21 protein-coding genes and 1 pseudogene are annotated in these 19,019 nt (G+C 60.4%); 13 read left to right on the top strand and 9 right to left on the bottom strand.

Going from position 1 to position 19,019, the window contains the following annotated elements; translation table 11 throughout:
• Positions 1-63 precede the first annotated feature (63 nt).
• The 4 genes from ACR0LD_RS16175 to ACR0LD_RS16160 are packed head-to-tail and all read right to left on the bottom strand — an operon-like array spanning position 64 to position 1,335.
• A complete protein-coding gene (locus ACR0LD_RS16175; protein WP_480637972.1) occupies positions 64-519 on the bottom strand; it encodes a hypothetical protein in 456 nt (151 codons plus the stop codon).
• Positions 506-844: a hypothetical protein gene (locus ACR0LD_RS16170; protein WP_480637970.1), complete on the bottom strand. Its 339-nt coding sequence runs from the start codon at positions 842-844 to the stop codon at positions 506-508. The genes ACR0LD_RS16175 and ACR0LD_RS16170 overlap by 14 nt, the downstream gene beginning before the upstream one ends.
• A 21-nt stretch (positions 845-865) precedes the next feature.
• Positions 866-1,054, bottom strand: coding sequence for a hypothetical protein (locus ACR0LD_RS16165; RefSeq protein WP_480637968.1), 189 nt, complete (start codon positions 1,052-1,054; stop codon positions 866-868).
• The gene (locus ACR0LD_RS16160; protein ID WP_480637966.1) at positions 1,048-1,335 is read right to left on the bottom strand and encodes a hypothetical protein; all 288 of its coding nucleotides are present in this window, start codon (positions 1,333-1,335) and stop codon (positions 1,048-1,050) included. The genes ACR0LD_RS16165 and ACR0LD_RS16160 overlap by 7 nt, the downstream gene beginning before the upstream one ends.
• Before the next feature lie 158 nt (positions 1,336-1,493).
• On the opposite strand from ACR0LD_RS16160, the gene ACR0LD_RS16155 reads away from it, so the two are divergent.
• From ACR0LD_RS16155 to ACR0LD_RS16145, 3 genes and pseudogenes are all read left to right on the top strand, one after another.
• The gene (locus ACR0LD_RS16155) at positions 1,494-2,294 is read left to right on the top strand and encodes a metallophosphoesterase family protein (protein WP_480637965.1); all 801 of its coding nucleotides are present in this window, start codon (positions 1,494-1,496) and stop codon (positions 2,292-2,294) included.
• 116 nt (positions 2,295-2,410) lie between these two features.
• A complete protein-coding gene (locus ACR0LD_RS16150; protein ID WP_480637963.1) occupies positions 2,411-2,698 on the top strand; it encodes a sugar transferase in 288 nt (95 codons plus the stop codon).
• Between the two features lie 344 nt (positions 2,699-3,042).
• Positions 3,043-3,294: pseudogene (locus tag ACR0LD_RS16145) on the top strand (hypothetical protein); the annotation flags it as partial.
• 221 nt (positions 3,295-3,515) lie between these two features.
• Here the strand turns inward: ACR0LD_RS16145 and ACR0LD_RS16140 are convergent.
• Complete coding sequence (locus ACR0LD_RS16140) at positions 3,516-3,785, bottom strand: hypothetical protein (protein WP_480637961.1); 270 nt, start codon at positions 3,783-3,785, stop codon at positions 3,516-3,518.
• Between the two features lie 105 nt (positions 3,786-3,890).
• Between ACR0LD_RS16140 and ACR0LD_RS16135 the strand changes: the two genes are divergently transcribed.
• Positions 3,891-4,646 (top strand): GNVR domain-containing protein, encoded by a 756-nt coding sequence (locus tag ACR0LD_RS16135; protein WP_480637959.1) that lies wholly within the window; start codon positions 3,891-3,893, stop codon positions 4,644-4,646.
• Positions 4,643-4,915: a hypothetical protein gene (locus ACR0LD_RS16130; RefSeq protein ID WP_480637957.1), complete on the top strand. Its 273-nt coding sequence runs from the start codon at positions 4,643-4,645 to the stop codon at positions 4,913-4,915. Before ACR0LD_RS16135 ends, ACR0LD_RS16130 begins: the two co-directional genes overlap by 4 nt.
• Positions 4,916-4,919: 4 nt before the next feature.
• Here ACR0LD_RS16130 and ACR0LD_RS16125 read toward each other — a convergent pair whose 3' ends face one another.
• Positions 4,920-5,444 carry a CBS domain-containing protein gene (locus ACR0LD_RS16125; RefSeq protein WP_170439634.1) on the bottom strand — a complete coding sequence of 175 codons (525 nt, stop codon included), beginning with the start codon at positions 5,442-5,444 and terminating at the stop codon, positions 4,920-4,922.
• A 125-nt stretch (positions 5,445-5,569) separates the two neighbouring features.
• On the opposite strand from ACR0LD_RS16125, the gene ACR0LD_RS16120 reads away from it, so the two are divergent.
• The 7 genes from ACR0LD_RS16120 to ACR0LD_RS16090 all read left to right on the top strand — a co-directional run bounded on the left by ACR0LD_RS16120 (position 5,570) and on the right by ACR0LD_RS16090 (position 12,869).
• Positions 5,570-5,755: a hypothetical protein gene (locus tag ACR0LD_RS16120; protein WP_170439636.1), complete on the top strand. Its 186-nt coding sequence runs from the start codon at positions 5,570-5,572 to the stop codon at positions 5,753-5,755.
• 66 nt (positions 5,756-5,821) lie between these two features.
• A complete protein-coding gene (locus tag ACR0LD_RS16115; RefSeq protein ID WP_480637955.1) occupies positions 5,822-6,847 on the top strand; it encodes an FAD:protein FMN transferase in 1,026 nt (341 codons plus the stop codon).
• Positions 6,848-6,862: 15 nt separating this feature from the next.
• A complete protein-coding gene (gene nqrM, locus ACR0LD_RS16110; protein WP_093963352.1) occupies positions 6,863-7,108 on the top strand; it encodes a (Na+)-NQR maturation NqrM in 246 nt (81 codons plus the stop codon).
• Positions 7,109-8,776: a sulfatase-like hydrolase/transferase gene (locus ACR0LD_RS16105; RefSeq protein ID WP_480637952.1), complete on the top strand. Its 1,668-nt coding sequence runs from the start codon at positions 7,109-7,111 to the stop codon at positions 8,774-8,776.
• A gap of 92 nt (positions 8,777-8,868) precedes the next feature.
• Positions 8,869-10,386, top strand: a complete 1,518-nt coding sequence (gpmI, locus tag ACR0LD_RS16100; RefSeq protein ID WP_480637950.1) for a 2,3-bisphosphoglycerate-independent phosphoglycerate mutase — start codon at positions 8,869-8,871, stop codon at positions 10,384-10,386.
• Entirely contained in the window at positions 10,383-11,516 is a 1,134-nt protein-coding gene (locus tag ACR0LD_RS16095; protein WP_480637948.1) for a murein hydrolase activator EnvC family protein, read from the top strand. The genes gpmI and ACR0LD_RS16095 overlap by 4 nt, the downstream gene beginning before the upstream one ends.
• A 6-nt stretch (positions 11,517-11,522) precedes the next feature.
• Complete coding sequence (locus tag ACR0LD_RS16090; RefSeq protein WP_093963348.1) at positions 11,523-12,869, top strand: S41 family peptidase; 1,347 nt, start codon at positions 11,523-11,525, stop codon at positions 12,867-12,869.
• Positions 12,870-12,923: 54 nt separating this feature from the next.
• Here the strand turns inward: ACR0LD_RS16090 and ACR0LD_RS16085 are convergent, their stop codons facing one another.
• From ACR0LD_RS16085 to ACR0LD_RS16075, 3 genes are all read right to left on the bottom strand, one after another.
• The gene (locus tag ACR0LD_RS16085; protein ID WP_480637946.1) at positions 12,924-14,450 is read right to left on the bottom strand and encodes an MFS transporter; all 1,527 of its coding nucleotides are present in this window, start codon (positions 14,448-14,450) and stop codon (positions 12,924-12,926) included.
• Between the two features lie 110 nt (positions 14,451-14,560).
• The gene (locus tag ACR0LD_RS16080; RefSeq protein WP_170341510.1) at positions 14,561-14,920 is read right to left on the bottom strand and encodes a hypothetical protein; all 360 of its coding nucleotides are present in this window, start codon (positions 14,918-14,920) and stop codon (positions 14,561-14,563) included.
• Between the two features lie 11 nt (positions 14,921-14,931).
• The gene (locus ACR0LD_RS16075) at positions 14,932-15,693 is read right to left on the bottom strand and encodes a DUF6478 family protein (RefSeq protein WP_480637944.1); all 762 of its coding nucleotides are present in this window, start codon (positions 15,691-15,693) and stop codon (positions 14,932-14,934) included.
• Positions 15,694-15,938: 245 nt separating this feature from the next.
• On the opposite strand from ACR0LD_RS16075, the gene ACR0LD_RS16070 reads away from it, so the two are divergent.
• Complete coding sequence (locus ACR0LD_RS16070) at positions 15,939-19,019, top strand: ABC transporter transmembrane domain-containing protein (RefSeq protein WP_170391501.1); 3,081 nt, start codon at positions 15,939-15,941, stop codon at positions 19,017-19,019.

Below are 19,019 nucleotides of genomic sequence, written 5' to 3'. Positions count from 1 at the left end.
CCCGCCAAGGTCAAGGGGATTATCGGTCGGTGGGGCCTCATATCCGATGCAGGGCGGTGCGCGTCAACCATTTGCCGCGCCCAGCCCCGCATTGACCATCGAGGGCAGGAATTGATCCAGCGCCCGACCCCAGGTCGTGATCCGCTGTTCTTGGATGAAGACAATATCGTTGGGGCGCAGTTCCATACGGGCCGCAATCGACAATGCCGCAGGATTGCGCGCATCCAGGTGCCAGGCAGTGAACACACCGATTTCCTTAGGTTTGGGAGAGGCACGCAATACATAGATTTGCGACGCGTCTGCCGTTCTGATGCTGTAACCGCCTTCGCCGAACAAAGCGTCGGCCAGGCTCAGGTGCTGGCCGTAGGGCAGGGGAACACGAGCGTTCTTGCGGATCTCTCCCCCTAGATAGACATAGTCGCGCTGTTCGGCGCCCAGTTGACTGCGAACCGTGAAATTTTTGCGTGTCTCCGTCAGTTCGGCGCGGCGCAAACCGACCTCTTGCTCAAGTTCGGCCAAGGCGGCCCCGAGCCTGACGGTTCAGGCTGATGACGTCGATCTGATCGCGATAAAACGCAAGAGCCCGGTCCAGGTCATAGCTGGTATCGGCAAACACGGCGTCCCCGTTCAAAAGGACCAGTTGCCGGAATTCCGGTCGGGCCAGATAATCGCGCAATGGAGTCTGGTACAAATCCCCACTGCGGTAGCTGCGGATTGTGCCCAGCTCTCGATCGAGGGTCGCCAGGTCTCCGGCCGGCATGGCGCGTGTTCCACTCACATCCGCCGACATCAAGTCCGCGCCCAATCCCCGGCTTGAGACCAAAACTCCATCCAGAAAGGACATCGACACACCGTCCGCTAACTTCTAGGTTTGAACGTCACCGTTGCCATCGAACAGGGCCATCGTTGCGCTGACCGACAATTTGGGCAGCTCGGCCAGCATTGTGGGCTGGCCCTGACGATTCAGCATCGCGGGCATCAGAACCGAACGCGGGCCATCACCATCCGGAGTGCAGTCCGCCAGAACCAGCACAACGACGATGATCCTCACCATCGCCAAAATCGACCCCAATTGGCACGCAGATCGTGCCCGCGCAGCCCTCGGACCGTATCATCCAGACGCTCGCCAGCTTTCATCTGCATCGCAAAAGACCGTCCCGTTTGAACCGTGTGACCCAAAGCCGCTTCCAATTCAGGGATGGCATCGTCAGCGGTGATTTCAAACCGGATCGATGCACCACCCACGTTGCTGAGAAGAATATCCTGGTCCGCGGCCGCATCGTGGCGGTTTTCAACAGACCGCTGCGCGGCCGGTTTGTAAGTCATCGAAGGCATGGAAAGCTCCTGTTGTTTATCGGGGGCCACTCTGATGCCGAGGCCCCTTGCGTTGCGCGCCCGCCTCAATAACCTGTTGTTCACAACTACGGCGGTCGCGTCAGCCGGCCCTGTCCGCCATTGCTGCCTGGGCCACAGCGCGATAGGGAACAGGTCTAATGATAGGATCGTGGATCAGAAAACTCAGGCGGGGCACCGACGAGCCTGAGCAGGAATCGCTGCTGGAGACCCTGGCACCCGATCGGCGGTTCTATGTCGTTGGTGACATTCACGGACGGCTGGACCTGTTGCAGCAACTGCTGACCCGTCTCGATCCGGACATTCCTCTGGTATTTGTTGGGGACTATGTCGACCGTGGAGATTACAGTGCTCAGGTTTTGCATCACCTGCGGCATCTTTCGGAAAACGGCGAGCGTGAAGTGATTTGTCTGCTGGGCAATCATGAAGAGATGCTGCTTCGATTTATCGAGGAACCCAAGCGGACCAGTCGCTTGTGGCTGGGAAACGGTGGGCTTCAGACACTCGCGTCGTTCGGCCTGACGGGAATAACCGAAGCGACACTGGGCGAAGATGCTGTCCAAATCTCGCATCAGTTGCGGTCTGTGATTGGCGACCCGGTTCTGACTTGGCTCGAGAACCGGCCACTGACCTGGTCAAGCGGGAATGTCTCGATCGTCCACGCGGCCCTTGATCCGGCTCTGCCAATCGATGACCAACCGCGCCATGTCTGTTTGTGGGGGCACCCCAATTTCCCGCCCACCGCTCGATTGGATGGCCAATGGGTCGTGCACGGGCATACCATCGTCCCAGATCCAAAAGTCAGTGGGCGGGTGATTTCGATCGATACCGGCGCGTTTGCGACCGGTCGGCTCACGGCGGCAGACATCAGCCCGGGCATCGTCAATTTCGTATCAACCGGCCCCGGCAATGAAGCCTCGGACACCGCCGGTCGGGCATGATGGCCATGGTCAAATGATGATCTCTAAATACTCTATTAACATTAGCTCGGTATTTACCATTCCGCAGCGAAACTCTCGCTGAGCCTACGCGATATCAGACGCTCAGGGTGGGATGGATGAGCATCGATATTGTTGGTTCCCAAGCAGCTTTTTCCGGTTTTGCCGCGCCGCGCGTAGGTCTGACATTCAGTATCACCAAACGCTTCATGGATGTTACTGTTTCTCTGGCCCTGTTGCCACTCCTGGCGGTTTGCGCAGTCCTGTTGCTCGTCATGAACCACATTCTGAACCGAGGGCCCTTGTTGTTTTGCCAGATCCGCATGGGCAGAGGAGGAAGAGCGTTTGTCGCCTACAAATTCCGTTCAATGAAGCCTGGTCACGGTAAGATCAGGGGGCCCCTATAGCCCGGTTACCGCGCCCGGCTTGGCGTCCGCCCCGGAATCAGCGGCTATGCCCAGACCGAAGTCGGGCACGCACAAAGTCTTGAAGATATTCGGAAAAATTTTGGACCGACCACTACTACATCAATAATCCGAGCCTTGCATTCGAATTTTGGATTATTTGGCGGACGCTGCAGGCGGTTGCTGAGTTCAAGGGCAATTGACGCCAAGAAACGGTGACAGAACACAAGCACTTGCAAAGGCCTAACACGACCGACGAAAAACCTCATGGCGCGAACAGGCGCGAGAAAACCGTGGACGGTTTGGTTCTGCTGGCCTTTGCCCGGCTGTGATGGCCGGACAGATACACAATCGCCGGCTGCGCGGGTCTCGGTCTTTTGCTGGGATTGGGGATCTCGACCTTTGCGACGGAACCCCGCTTCCGGTCCGAAACGACGTTGGATCTGACACGCTCTGCGGGCTATTCCGACGTGCCGTCGCAAGCCATGACGGGGCTAGGCAGCGACATCTCCGCCATCAATACTCAAGTCGAAATCCTTGGCTCTGCTCGTTTGATGCATAGCCCGGCGCTGGAGCTAAACCTCCAGGATGATCCATAGTTCAATCCAGCCATCCTCGCATCGCGTTGGACCGTATTTTGGCAAAATCCGGCGAACCGGTCGGGCAGCGACGCCCTGGGCATCGTCGCGGAAAACGTCACACAGGTGGTATCTATTGAAAACGTCCGGAATTCAGATGCCATCCGGATCAGCGCAACAACCAACCAACCTCAGAAGTCGGCTGAGATTGCGGATGCCTAGGCCATGCTTTTTGTTCGGGATCAGATCAACGGAAAAGCCGAAGGGCTGACCGAAACTGTTTCATGTTTGTCGGACCGTTTGGCCGGGCTGGAGCAGGAAATCGCCCGGCAGGAGGACACCATCAAGGTCCTGCGGTCGCCAGCCCCGAAGCACTGGCCGCGAAGCTTTCGGAAACCCAAACAAGGTTGGCCAATCTGCAAAGCCGTCTTCAAGAGCTTGACCAACTGGACCAGACACTTGTTGACCTGGACCCCTAACACTTCAAAGGCGAGGTTCAGGAAGTCATTCATGGTCGCCTTCCCACCAGCCTTTCAAGGCAGGTTGCCACGAGGGACGCAGCAGCAAGGATAGCTCTCGCCGAACGTGTTTCAGAATTGATCGCCCAGAATGCCAGTGTGACAGCCGAACTGCGCCAGTTCGAGCGCGACGCCCGTGTAACCCGGTTGCTGCACGAAACCTTTATTTCCAGACTGGAGGAAGCCGCCGTCCAACAGGGCGCACAAACGCCGGACAGCCGCATAATTTCGACAGCCACTCCGGGTAAACAAGTTGCACCGCGTTCTGGTCTGATCATGTTTCTTGGGGTGATCGCCGGGGCGGCTTTGGGGCTGGGCATCATTCTTGTCCAGCGAATCCGGCAATCCGCGGTTCCGGCTGGGGCCGATCTGGAGATGGCCACCAGCGTACCGGTTCTGGGGCATTTGCGATTGGCACCGATCCGCCAGCACAGTCGGTTGGTCGGGTACCTATCGACAAATTCGACGTCGCCGCTATCGGAAGCGGCCAGAAACCTGCGAACGTCTGTGCTGTCACCAAATTCGGACGCTCAACCACAGGTCATTCTGTGCACCTCGTCGGTACCGGATGAGGGTAAGATCACGATGTCGATTGCCCTCGCGCAAAGCCTGGCGGGGCTCGGTCGATCTGTTCTGCTGGTCGAAGCCGACATCCTGAGCCTGTCTTTCAGGGAGTATTTTCCAGACAACCCGAACGGTGGGCTGGTCACAGCGCTGACCGGAGGGACACCCTTGGGCAACCTTCTACGTACCGACACCCGGTTGTCGGTCAATGTTCTGATGGGCGAGCGCAGCACACGCAGCGCCGCGGATATTTTTCGTCTTCTCGCTTTCATGACCTCATGCAGAGAATGAAGGCAGACTACGACAATACTCTGATCGGCAGCCCACCGATACTGGCCGTTCCTGACGCCCGGGTAATCGGGCAGGCCTGTGACGCGATCCTTCTGTCGGTTGCACCGGCCACCACGTCCCGCGCCCAGTTGGCACAAGCGCTGCGCGAGTTTTCCAGCGTGAACTTGCAGGTCACCGTGCTGGTCATCTCGGACCTGGGGTCTGCCCGAAAGCAGACCAAGGCAGGCGGTCAGTCCTATGGGGCATATGCCCGTTACTACGACGTGTGACGATCTAGCCGACGATCATCTGCTTCATGCGCAGGGCTTCGTATTCCAGCTCTTTCAGGCGGAAATGCACGACATCTCCGATGGTGATCATGCCGCAAAGCTTGCCGTCGCGAAGAACCGGCATGTGGCGGAACCGCCCCTCGGTCATCGTCTTCAGCACATCCATCAGCAGGTCGTCCGGTGTGCAGGTCCGCACATCGCGTGTCATCAACGCCTCGACCGACTGTGGCAGCGTCTGACCCGGAGTATCCGCCATGCGGCGAACGATATCCCGCTCGGACAGGATCCCCTGCAATGCTCCGTTCTGATCGGTGACGACAACCGCCCCGATGCGTTTCTCCTTTAGAATTTCGACCACCGAATGGATGGTGTCATTCGGCCGAACCGAAAACACCGCATCACCTTTTCCTTCCAGCAATTTGGCGACAGTGGTCTGAGTATGTGACAAATTCGACTCGGCGGACTGGCTGAACGTGCTTGACCCGGCCTTGTCGCCACGTGTCGGGGGCTGGTAAGAGCTTGGGGCCATGGGCGGTCTCCTCCTTCAACGCTACAGGCTGTCCTCACCACCTTATCGCAGCAGAGAAACCTGTATAGGGTGCAAATTCAAAAACCGGCGCAACCGCGCCGGGTCGCAAGGAAAAACCGGACCCCGTGACCCAACTTCATCTGTCTCCTGCGGTTGCCGCCCTGATCTTCCTTCTGGTCGTGATCTGCGGACATAATTTTCGCAAACTGTGGAAAGAACAGCCCCCGGGTTGGCAGAAACGCGCGTGGCTGTTTGGAGTGCCCGCTGCGGTCGGGCTGCTGGTCCTGGGCTTCCTGCCGCTGGCGCCCTGACGCAGGTTTGACTCTGGGTGGGGCCGCTGGCATATGCCGGGCAACACATTTCCAGGAGATCGCCCCATGCGCCGACTGCTTGCTCTGGCCCTGCCGCTTGTTGTTTCTGGCTGTCTGTTCGACGAGGAGCCCGAGATCGTCCGTCTGTCCGGCGAAACCATGGGCACGACCTATCACATCACCGCAATCGGCGAGGATCTGGACGAGGCGGCCCTGTCCACCTCCGTGGAGGAAACGCTGGCGCAGGTGAATGCCAAGATGTCCAACTGGGACCCGAATTCCGAAGTCTCGGTCTTTTCCGCCTCGGCCAGCACCGACCCGATGCCGGTGTCGAAAGAGTTCGCCTACGTGATCGCGGCGGCCAACCAGGTGCACGAGCAAAGCGGCGGCGTGTTCGACGTGACCCTTGGCCCGTTGATCGAGCTGTGGGGCTTTGGCCCGCGCAAGCCCGAAGACCCGGTGCCGTCGGATGCCGAGATCGCGGCAGCGCTGGAACAAGTGGGGCAGGCGCGCCTGCTGACGCTGGATGAACAGGCCGGGACGCTGGCCAAGGCGCAACCGGGCGTGGGGATCAACCTTTCGGCCATCGCCAAGGGCTACGGGATCGACGCCGTGGCCGAGACGCTGCGAGAGGCCGGCATCGAGAACTACATGGTTGAGATCGGCGGCGACCTGGTGGCCCGCGGTCAGAACGACAAGGGCGAGGCCTGGCGCATCGGCATCGAAAAGCCCGAAACCGGATCGCAGACCATCCAGTTCATCGTGCCGTTGGACAACCGCGGCATGGCGACCTCGGGCGACTACAAGAACTTCTTCGAACAGGACGGGGTGCGGTATTCGCACATCATCGACCCGATCACCGGACGTCCGATCACGCATCGGACGACCTCGGTCACGGTTCTGGCCGAAAATGCGATGATGGCCGATGCCTGGGCCACTGCGATGCTGGCGCTGGGGCAGGAGCGGGGGCTGAAACTGGCCGATCAGCTGGGTTTGGCGGTGTTTTTCATCTCGCGGGATGTGACAGGCGGCGAAGATGCCTATATCACGGTACAAAGCAGCGCGTTCAAGGATGCGCTGGGATCGAACTGAAGGGCGGGCCGGCCGATGAGCACCTTTATCCTCGCGTTTGTTCTGCTGCTGATCATCATGGTCGGCATGTCGCTGGGCGTGATGCTGATGGGCAAGACCATCAAAGGCAGTTGCGGCGGGCTGAACGCGATCTCGGGCGCCGACAAATGCGTGGTGTGCCAAAAGGACGTGGACCCCAACAGCCCTCTGCGTGACAAGCTGCAATGCAAGCGCGCCCGCCGGATGGTGGAACAGATGGAAAGCCAGGGCGCGCAGCACTGAATGGCCAAGGCCCGCAACATCCTGTTCATCATGTTCGACCAGCTGCGCTGGGATTACCTGAGCTGTTACGGCCATCCACATCTGCACACGCCCAATATCGACCGGCTGGCCGCGCGCGGCGTGCGGTTCACGCGGGCCTATATCCAATCGCCGATCTGCGGCAGCTCGCGCATGTCCACCTATACCGGGCGCTATGTGCAGTCGCACGGCGCCTCGTGGAACGGCATCCCGCTGAAGGTGGGCGAGCAGACCATGGGCGACCATCTGCGCAAGGCGGGGATGGACTGCTGGCTGGTCGGCAAGACCCATATGCGCGCCGACGCCGAGGGCATGGCGCGGCTGGGCTTGGAACCCGACAGCCTGATCGGCGCGCGCGTGGCCGAATGCGGTTTCGACGTGTTCGAGCGCGACGACGGGATGCGCCCCGAAGGTCCCGACGGGTTCTATGACCCCGACGGGGCCCGCGCCTATAACTCTTGGCTGGCTGACAAGGGGTATGACAGCGACAACCCCTGGCACGACTTTGCCAATTCCGGGCTGGACGAGGACGGCAACGTGCTGTCCGGCTGGTTCCTGAAAAACGCGCCGCAGGCCGCGAACATCGCCGAAGAGGACAGCGAGACCCCCTATCTGACCACGCGCGGCATGGAATTCATGGAAACCCATGACGGCCCGTGGTGCTGCCACCTGAGCTACATCAAACCGCACTGGCCCTATATCGTCCCCGAGCCCTATGCCTCGATGTACGGGCCCGGGCATGTTCTGCCCCCCAATCGCTCCGATGCCGAGCGGGCCGAGGCGCACCCCGTGCTGAGCGCCTTCATGCACACCAAGATCGGTCAGACCTTCTGGCGGCAGGATGTGCGCGAGGCCGTGATCCCCTCCTATATGGGCCTGATCAAGCAGGCCGATGACCAGATCGGGCGGTTGCTGGACTGGATGGACCAGACCGGCCGCATGGACGACACGATGATCGTGCTGACCTCGGACCATGGCGATTTTCTGGGCGATCACTGGATGGGCGAAAAGACGTTCTTCCACGACGCTTCGACCAAGGTGCCGCTGATCATCTACGACCCGTCCGAACAGGCCGATGCCACGCGCGGCACCGCCTGCGACGCGCTGGTCGAGTCGATCGACCTGGCCCCCACTTTCGTCGAGGTCGCGGGCGGTGCGGTGCCTGATCATATCCTAGAAGGCCACTCGCTGCTGCCCATCCTGCACGGGCGGGCGGCCGAGACCCCGCGCAAATTCGTGATCTGCGAATACGACTATTCGGCCTCGCCCATCGCGGAAACGCTGGGCGTTTCGGTGCGCGATGCGGCGATGTTCATGGTGGCCACGAAAAAATGGAAGCTGATCCATTGCGAAGGTGGGTTCCGCCCGATCCTGTTCGATCTGGAAAACGACCCCGGCGAGCTGACCGATTTGGGCGACAGCGCGGCCCATGCGGATGTAATCGCGCAGATGTACGACCATCTGTTCGCTTGGGCCCGGCGTCCGTCGCAGCGTACCACGCGCTCGACGGCCGAGCTGGTCGAGATGCGCACCAAAAGTCGCGGCAAGGGCGTGGTCCTTGGGGCCTATGACGAAAGCGACGCCCCGCCCGAGCTGACGGTCAAGTATCGCGGCCGCAAGGCGCGGCACTGGCAGCAGATCAGGAAATAGCCCGACGCGGGGCGCATCGCCGCAAAAGGCGGTTCACGATGCGGCGGGCAGGGGATAGAAGAACGGACAAGAGCAGTTATCGGAGATCCGACATGAGCGCACCCAAACCCGTCGTCCTGTGTATCCTTGATGGTTGGGGCCTGTCCGAAGACACGCAGGCCAATGCGCCCTATCTGGCCCAAACGCCCACCTTCGACGCGATCATGACCAAGGGCCCGCACGCGCGGCTGATCACCCATGGCCCTGATGTGGGCCTGCCCAGCGGCCAGATGGGTAATTCCGAGGTCGGCCATACCAATATCGGGGCCGGGCGGGTCGTGGCGATGGATCTGGGCCAGATCGATCTTGCGATCGAAGACGGCTCGTTCTTCGAAAATGCCGCACTGCAGGACTTCATCGCCAAGGTGAAGGCGGCGGGCGGAATCGCGCATCTGATGGGGCTGGTCTCGGATGGCGGGGTGCATGGGCACCTGAACCATATCGTCGCCGCCGCGACAGCGATCACCGAGGCGGGCGTGCCGGTGGCGCTGCACGCCATCACCGACGGACGCGACGTGGCCCCGAAATCGGCGCTGGACTTCCTGGCCGAGCTGGAGCGCCGCCTGCCTGCGAACGCGCGCGTCGTCACCGTCTCGGGGCGGTATTATGCCATGGACCGCGACAACCGGTGGGAACGGGTCGGACGCGCCTATGAAGCGATCATTAAAGGGCAGGGTGGGCAGGCCGATACCGCAAGCGCTGCGATTCGGGCCGCCTACGACCGGGGCGAAACGGACGAGTTCATCGCGCCCACGGTTCTGCCCGGCTACGACGGCGTCCGCGACGGTGACGGGTTCTTCTGCCTCAACTTCCGCGCCGACCGCGCCCGCGAGATCCTGCGCGCCATTGCCGAACCTGATTTCGCCGAATTCGACACCGGCCCGCGCCCGCACCTGCCGGCGCTGCTGGGCATGGTGGAATATTCCGACGGCCACAATGCCTACATGACGACCGTTTTCCCCAAGCGCGAGATCGTGAACACGCTGGGCGAATGGGTTGCCAAGCAGGGCCTGCGCCAGTTCCGCCTGGCCGAAACCGAGAAATACCCCCATGTCACGTTCTTCCTGAACGGCGGCAAGGAAACGCCCGAGCCCGGCGAAGACCGCTACATGGCCCCGTCGCCCAAGGTTGCAACCTATGACCTGCAGCCCGAGATGTCGGCCGGAGAGGTCACGGACAAGTTCGTCGAGGCGATCGAGGCGGGCTATGACCTGATCGTCGCCAACTATGCCAACCCCGACATGGTGGGCCATTCCGGTGACCTGCAGGCCGCGATCAAGGCCTGCGAGGCCGTTGACCAAGGCCTGTCCCGCGTGGTCGCCGCGCTTGAAAAGGCAGGCGGTGCCATGATCGTGACGGCCGATCACGGCAACTGCGAAACCATGATCGACCCCGAAACAGGCGGGCCGCATACCGCTCACACCCTGAACCCGGTACCCGTGGCGCTGGTTGGCGGACCCGAGGGCGCAACCCTGCGCGAAGGTCGCCTGTCCGATCTGGCGCCTACGGTGCTGGACCTGATGGGCCTGCCCAAGCCGCCGGAAATGACGGGTCAGAGCCTGCTGTCATGAGGCTGCGCGCGCTTCTTCTGGCGGCCCTGATGGCGGGGCAGGCGGTCCGGGCCGCGCCGGACCCCGCGCAGGCGGCACTGGAGGCAGCGCAGATGCTGGAACAGGCCTCGATCGCGCTGACCGAGGCCGAAACCGCCCGCGACCGCGTGCGTGCCCTGACCGAGACGATCCAGGCCTACGAGGCCGGGCTGGCCGCCATGCGCGACGGGCTGCGACGGGCGGCTTTGCGCGAAAGCCAGCTGACCGCCGAGTTGAACGCGCGCGAACGCGAAATCCGCCAGTTGCTGGGCGTGCTGCAAACCATCGAAACCACGGCGCCACCGGTTCTGATGCTGCACCCGGCCGGGCCGCTGGGGGCGGCGCGCACCGGGATGATGCTGTCCGAAGTCACCCCTGGCCTGAACACCAGAGCCCAAGCGCTGGCCCGGGATCTGGACGAGGTGCAGACCCTGCGCCGCTTGCAACAAAGCGCTGCGGACACGCTGACCGATGGGTTGGAAGGCGTGCAGAACGCCAGGACGAAGCTGAGCGAGGCCATAGCGGACCGTACCGACCTGCCGCGCCGCTTCATTGAAGACCCGGTACGGACAGCCATCCTGATCTCATCAACGGAGACTCTGGATGGTTTCGCCAGCGGTCTATCTGAGATATCGGATGGAGAAATCATAGCCTCGAACGCGGATGTGTCCCAACTGAAAGGACAGATTCCGCTGCCGACCCAAGGCGTCATACTCCATCGTTCCGGCGAAACGGACGCCGCAGGGGTCACGCGTCCGGGGCTTGTACTGGGAACCAGACCACGTGCATTGGTGCTGTCGCCCACAGCGGCCACGATCCGATACCGAGGGCCGCTTCTGGACCTTGGAAACCTTGTGATCCTGGAACCGCAGCCCGGTTTGCTTTTTGTCTTCTCCGGCCTTCAGGAGGTGTATGGGGCCCCCGGTCAGGTGATCTCCGAAGGAACACCAGTGGGCCTGATGCCCGGTCAAACACCAGAAATCGGCGCGATTTTGTCAACAAGCGGTGATGGCACTGGAACTGATCGTCCAGAAACGCTCTATATAGAGGTAAGAGAGAACAATAGCCCCGTGGATCCGGAATCATGGTTCCGGCCTGACAAGGATGGATAGACGAGTATGAAGAGATTTGTGATGGCCGGTCTGGCCGGCACCGTGGCAGGGATTATTGCGACTACCCAGATCGCCGGGCCACTGCTGGCGCAAGAGGCCGAAAACAAGGCCGGAGTGTATGAACAACTTGACCTGTTCGGAGATATCTTCGAACGGATCCGCGCCCAGTATGTTGAGGAAGTCGCCCCCGAAGAACTGATCGAGGCTGCGATCGACGGCATGTTGACGTCGCTGGATCCGCATTCAAGCTATCTTTCCCCGGACGACGCCGAGCAGATGCGCGTGCAGACGCGCGGTGAATTCGGTGGGCTGGGCATCGAGGTCACCCAAGAGGATGGCTTCGTCAAAGTCGTCTCGCCGATTGACGGCACGCCTGCGGACGAAGCGGGCATCGAGGCCGGCGATTTCATTACTCATGTGGACGGCGAAAGCATCCTGGGCCTGACGCTGGACAAGGCAGTCGACCTGATGCGCGGCCCGGTCGGTTCGGAAATCGTCATCACCGTCGTGCGGGAAGGCGAACCCGACCCATTCGATGTGACCATCATCCGCGACACGATCAAACTGACCGCCGTTCGCGCCCGCACCGAAGGCGCCAGCGTGGTGCTTCGTGTGACCACCTTCAACGATCAGACCTTCCCGAACCTGAAAGAGGGGATGGAAAAGCAGATCGCCGAAGCTGGCGGCATCGACAAGGTGAACGGCTTTGTTCTGGACCTGCGCAACAACCCCGGCGGGCTGTTGACCCAAGCCATCAAGGTATCGGACGCATTCCTGAACGAAGGCGAGATCGTCTCGACCCGTGGGCGCAATCCCGAAGATGGTGAACGCTTCAACGCAACCCCGGGTGATCTTGCCCAAGGCAAGCCGATCGTAGTGCTGATCAACGGCGGATCGGCGTCGGCTTCCGAAATTGTTGCAGGTGCATTGAAGGATCACCACCGCGCGATCGTCGTCGGCACCAAAAGCTTCGGCAAAGGATCGGTTCAAACCGTGATGCCGCTGCGTGGCGACGGGGCGATGCGTCTGACCACCTCGCGCTACTACACCCCGTCGGGTCGGTCGATCCAGGCTTTGGGTGTCAGCCCCGACATCATCGTGGAACAGCCCCGCGTCCGTCCCGAGGCTGAGGAAGAGGAAGAAAGCAACGCCCGCACCCGGTCCGAGGCCGACCTGCGGGGCAGCCTGAACAATGACAGTTTGACCGAGGATGAAATCCGCCAGATCGAGGAAGACCGCACCAAAGCGGAAGAAACCGCCGAACTGCGCAACGAAGACTACCAGTTGGCCTATGCGATCGACATTCTCAAAGGCCTGTCCGCCTTCAATCCGACAGAGCGGGCATCGCAGTAAGCTGCGCAAACAATGACCGAAGGGCCGCGGTTTTCCGCGGCCTTTTCTTTTGGCTCAGCTCTCGATTTTGTGCAGTTTCTTTTCATCAAGCATCAGCGCCAGAACCAGCCCTATCGACACCGACAGCGTTGAAAAGACAAAAGCCATGTCCATCCCGCTGTCAAAGGCCATCGACAACGCGGATTTGATCTTTTCGGCCTCGGGCGCGCTGAATTTCTGCATGACAGCCTGCGCGGTCTTGGTCGTCAAAGTACCGCCATTGATGGCTTTTTGATCGGCTAGGGACATGTCGATGCCAGCTTTGGCAAGGTGCTCGCGGAAGCTGGACAGGCTGACCATGTACATGATGGCCGTCGCGCAGGCGACCGAAATGGCGCCATAGACCAAGTGCACCATGAAGCTCAGACCGCCAACCAGGCCGGCGCGTTCGGGCTTGACGGCGCAAACGGCGGCGGTGCCCGACGGGCCAACCGTCAGTGTCGCTCCCAACCCGATCAGAGCCATCCCCGGAAGAATATGGAAATACCCCAGCCCTGCCGGCATCACGACGACACTGGCCGCGCCTATCGTAGCGCAGAGATACCCCCAGAACAGCAGGCGCTTGGGTCCGAAATCATTGTACAAGGTGCCAGAGACGATCGACCCGACCGCCAAAAGAACGGTCAGCGGCGCAAGGCCCAGAGCGGATTCAAACACTGACCAACCAAGAACCTTTTGCATATATTGCGGAAAATACAGCAATCCCACAAAGGCCGCCGAGACGTTGAACATGTTCAGCCCCAAGGTGATGCGAAATTGCGGATTTTGCATCATCTGCGGCAGCAATAGCGGTTCTTTCACCCGTTTTTCCACGCGTGGGAACAACAGAAACAGCGACGCGCTGAGGAAAAACAGAAACATCAGCGGAACCGACAGCCAGCCCCAGTCCGACCCGACATCAAGCGCGTACAGCAGCAGCAGGACAGCAAAAGAAAGGACACCCATTCCGGCAAAGTCGATGTGCTCACCCGTCTTGTGGGTCTTGTCACGCTGCATCAGCAGGACTGCCGTGGCCATCGAGATGCACGAGAAGACGACATTCGCCAGAAAGAACAGGCGCCAATCCCCAAGATTGACGACAAACCCGCTGATCATCGGACCAAATACGTTGCCCGTCGTGACACCGGCAAGGATCAACCCCATGACCATCGCACGGTGTTCCTCACGGGATACCCTCGTTGCCCCGAAGGCCAGCGTGCACGGCCACACGCATCCCGCGCCGATACCTTGAAGCGCGCGAGCGCCGATCAGGAAATCAAGGCTGGGAGATACGAAACACATGGCCGAGGCGAAAAGAAACAGCGACAATCCGATGATCATGATCTTGCGATGACCGTACATATCGCCCAGCCGACCGCCTGCGACCATCGTCATGGCGAAGAACAGCGCGTAGATGTTCAACACCCACTGAGTACTCGTGATATCGGCATCAAACGAGTTTTCGATCGCCGGAACCAGCATCAGCGCACCGGTAAAGTCTATGCCGATGCCAAACGCCGTTACCATCAGCGCTATGACCTTGATAATGCTGTCACGTTCCATTCGGCCCCCTGAGTTTCCTTGGCGGCTCAATCATGCATGAATTCAGCAAAAAAGATAGGAATGCGTCCAAGCAGGTTTCGATTACGTAGATCCTGCAGGCATTTGGCCGATCAACCCTGATCAGCGCTCAACCGACGCACCACGCGCTTCAGAAGATCAAGTTCGGCGCGCAGCAGGTCCATCTCGGCTCGGATATCGCCTACGGCCGGCGCGCCCGCGATTACGGTGATGTCGCCCACTTTTTCCTGTGAAGCGCTGTCGAGGATAATCACACTGTGGACACCTTCGGACAACAGGACCGTTGGTACGGGAACCCGAACATGCCAGCCACCTTCGGCCTCGGAAACCTCGATACCTTGCAGGACCTGATCCCGGTACCGGGCTTCAAGTTGGGGTGCGGTACTTCCTGAAAAGTGGCCTTCCCATACGCCGTCTTCGAACCGGATCGGGACGAGTTTTGTTTCCACCATGGCCTTTCCTTTCACAAGTCAGCGCGATGATGGCGGCACAGGGTCAAATCCCGCAGCACCACACGGTTCATACCAGGATCCTGGATGATAAGGTCCAGCCACATCTTCTCGATGCGACGTTCGTTCAAGGACAGATGCGCAAGATCAAAATCGATGTCGGATGTCGCATCTTTCGGTTCCAGCTTTCGCAGCACCTGCTCGGTATTCGGTCCATTCTGGATATTCAGCCTGGCAAAGACCTCGGCCGGGCGTTCACTGTCGACCGTCACATGGGTCCGGACCAGGTGTTGCCGCGTCAGACCCTCGGCGGCGCTGCCCGGAAGTTCGACAGACACGGAGAGGAACGAGCCTTGAAAGCTGAATACGTCGATCGCCAGGCTGAAAGGCGCCAGGTCCTTTTCCCCGCTGTTGCGCATTTGCCGGACTGCAATCTCGGCCAGCGGACAGTCATGGAAAAGCGCCACGCTGTCATCAAGTTGCGCCTTGCGACACAATGATACCAGGCCCGTAACGGGCAGGGGGCTGCCCCACAAATCCGGGCGCCAGGCCCAATCCGTGCCAAGCGGTCTGGGGAAATTCTGGGTGCCGATATGCGGGCGGGTCAGGCGCCCGTCCGCAATCTGAATCAGCCGATCAAGTTGGGCGCGAAGCACTCGCGCCTGATCACGCTGCTGGCGAAGCAGGGGCAGGTCTTCGTGCGGCGCATTCTGCGCCGTCCGTTTCCAGTGCCCAACTGCCTTGCGGCTGAAATACCGATCCAGAAGTCTGCTCATGTGCCCAGTGCTTGAAACTGCACCTCTTTAGTCGGATTCCGCGGGCGGAATAAACCCGCCTTCGACAGATAGCACTGCAAAATTCCCGAATTGTGAACGACGCCGGTCGTGCCGGCCGGATTTTTGCAAGATCACGCCGGGGCACGTTCTTGAAATAGCACGGGGCAAAGCTTACCGTCAGTCACCCGGTCGCCGTGGATCCTCCGCAACGGGCCGCAGTCCAAAAAACAAGACGAGGCCGGGGCATGGAACCCACCCTATTCGCGTTCATCTGGAAACATTCCAAGAAACAGCAATTCATTCTGCTGCTGTTGACCGTACTTTCGTTTCCGTTTCTCTATGCCTCGCTTGAACTGCCCAAGCAGATCATCAACGACGCCATCGGCGCGACCGGAAACACGGTAACGCTGTTCGGCACGAAGGTGACCCAGGTCCAATACCTGCTGATCCTGTGTTTTGCCTTCTTGGGAACCGTGCTGGCGGGCGGCCTCATGAAGATGCGCATCAACACCATGAAGGGGATCCTAGCCGAACGCATGTTGCGGCGGCTCAGATTCACCCTGATCAGCCGGATGCTGCGCTTCCCCAAACCGTATTTCTCGACCACAAGCCAGGGCGAGCTGGTGTCGATGATATCGTCCGAAGCGGAACCGATGGGCGGACTGATGGGCGACGCGATCGCCCAGCCGGTTTTTCAGTTCGGTCAGATGATGACGATTGTCACTTTCCTGTTCATGCAGAGCGTCTGGTTCGGGCTGGCCTCGATCGCGCTGATCCCGCTGCAAGCCTGGCTGATCCCGCGCCTGCAGCGTCAGATCAACCTTTTGAACAAGGACCGTATTCAGGAGATCCGTCACCTGAGCACCGAGATCGGCGAAACCGCCGCCGGTATCAGCGACCTGCGCGCGAACGGTGGTTGGCGCTATCGGCTGGCGCAGTTCAGTCATCGCCTCGGAACCTTGTTCGATATCCGGGTCCGGATCTACAACAAGAAATTCTTCATGAAGTTCCTCAACAACCTGATCACGCAGATGACGCCGTTTCTGTTCTATTCGGTCGGCGGCTATCTCGCGATCACGGGCGAAGTAACAGTCGGTGCGCTGGTTGCGGCGCTGGGGGCGTACAAGGACCTCAGCGGCCCTTGGCGCGATCTGCTGACCTATTACAATCAGGTTCAGGACATGTCGTTGCGCTGGCAGGTCGTCACCGAACGATTTGCGCCCGAGAACATGATCCCCGAAGAACTGTTCTATGGCGAGCCGGAGAGCATCCCGCACCTGCAGGGCGACATCGAATTGCGCAATGTCACGGTGCGCGACGAAGACGGCAAGTTGATCCTTGAAGACATCGACCTGACGATCCCAAAGGGCGCTCGGGTCGCCATCAAGGCCTCGCACGACTCGGAAAGACAGGCGCTGGCCCAGTTGCTGATCCGCGAGATTCTGCCGGTTCAGGGCGAGGTCCTTCTGTCTGGGCACAACCTTCGCGAACTCCATCAGGCGGTGATCGCCGCCCGTGTCGGCTATGCCCACTCGCGACCCTACTTGTTCAACGGCACGCTTGGGGACAACCTGCTGATGCCTTTGCGTCCCCATCCCCAGCACGAGACCGAAGCTCTGAAGGCTCCATCACGTTATCAGGTCGAAGCCGTGCGCGCCGGCAACTCCCCGGACCTGCTGGAGGACGAATGGGTCGACCCACGCCTTGCCGGGCTGCAGAGCATCGACGAGATCCGGGATTGGTGGTTCGAACTGGTCGAGGCGATGGGCATCGACGAATTCATGTTCCGGCGGACGTTGCGGTCGCAATTCGATCCCGAACTGCACCCCCATCTGGCCAAGGCGATCGTGGATGCGCGCGACAAGGTTGCAGCGCGTCTCAAGGAAAAGGGCTTGGACAAATACGTTTACCGGTTCGATCCGGACCGGTTCAACCCGGCCGTACCTTTGGGGGGCAACCTTCTGTTTGCCTCACCGTCGCGCAACATCTCACCGGACATCCTAGCCGGGGACGCTCGATTTCTTGCCATGCTGCGGGCCCATGATCTGGACAAGGACGCCCTAAGCATCGCGACGGCGGTCCTCAGCACGCTGCGGAAAACATTCGGCCGAGAAGGGACGGATCACCCGCTGTTCCTGCGTTTGGGCATGTCCAAGGACATGTACCACCGACTGCTCGACATCGACGAACGCCGCATGTCGAAAGGTGAGGCAACCCTGTCCGAACGTGAAATGGCACTGTTGCTGACGGTGCCGTTCATGCTGACCGCCGAACAGATCGGCCCCAGTTTCCCCGAGGAGTACAAGGAAAAGATCCTTTCGATCCGGCGCACGCAGGCCCAAAACCTGCACGCATCTTTCGACGGGCTGTTCATTCCCGTGGCACCCGAAACCTATGTTCCGCGCCTGACCGTCATGGAAAATGCCCTGTATGGCCGCGTGTCGCTGATGGCCGGGGCACATGCCGAAGAGATCGAGGATGCCGTAGCCGAAGTCCTGATCGAGGCCGGTCTCACCCGTCGCCTGGCGGCTATCATCTACGATCTGCCGACCGGTCTTGGCGGGGCCAACCTGCCCACGGTTTTCCAGGAACGTGCCGCGTTTTCACGGGCAGCGATCAAGCGGCCCGACATCCTGATCCTGGACAAGGTCCTTGCCAGCCACGATTCGGAAAGCCGTCTGCGTACGCGCCTCAAGCTGCGTGAGTTGCTTCCTGACTCGGTCATGATCTTCATGGAAGATCATTTTGGCCATCCCGAAGCCTATGACATGTACGTGGAAATCAAGGACGGCCGAATCGACGGTGTATCGCGTTCCAAGGTCGAGGCGGATGACGAACAACCCGAAGACTTCAGCCGAAAACTCAAGATCATTTCGGCAACCGAACTGTTTTCGAGGCTTGACGGAAAACACCAGCGTCTGCTGGCCTTTTCGGCGCAATGGTACGACGCGGCGGCGGGGCAGACCATATTCTCGCGCGGGCAAACGCCCGACGCTGCCTATCTGTGCATCTCCGGGCAGGCGAGCCTGGAATGGACGATGCCGGACGGCGAAAAGCGCAACATCTCCGTCGTCGAGCCAGGCCGTCTGATCGGCGACCTGTCGATCATCACCGGCGCGCCTCGGCAACTTGACCTCGTTGCGATGACCGACTGTTCGTTCCTGCGGATCGGCGCGGAAGAGCTGCGCGCCGTGGTAGAGGGTGACGCGGCTGTTTCGATGCGCCTTCTCGAAACGGTGGCCGGGTATCTGACAACTGTCTCGGAACGACTGTTGCTGTCGAACACCCCGTTGACACCCGAAGCCGAGACCGGGGCGGGCGGTTAG

Source organism: Ruegeria sp. BF8 (genome assembly GCF_056538625.1).
The sequence above is the reverse complement of the archived record's forward strand: the minus strand, read 5'-3'. Positions and strand labels throughout refer to the sequence as shown.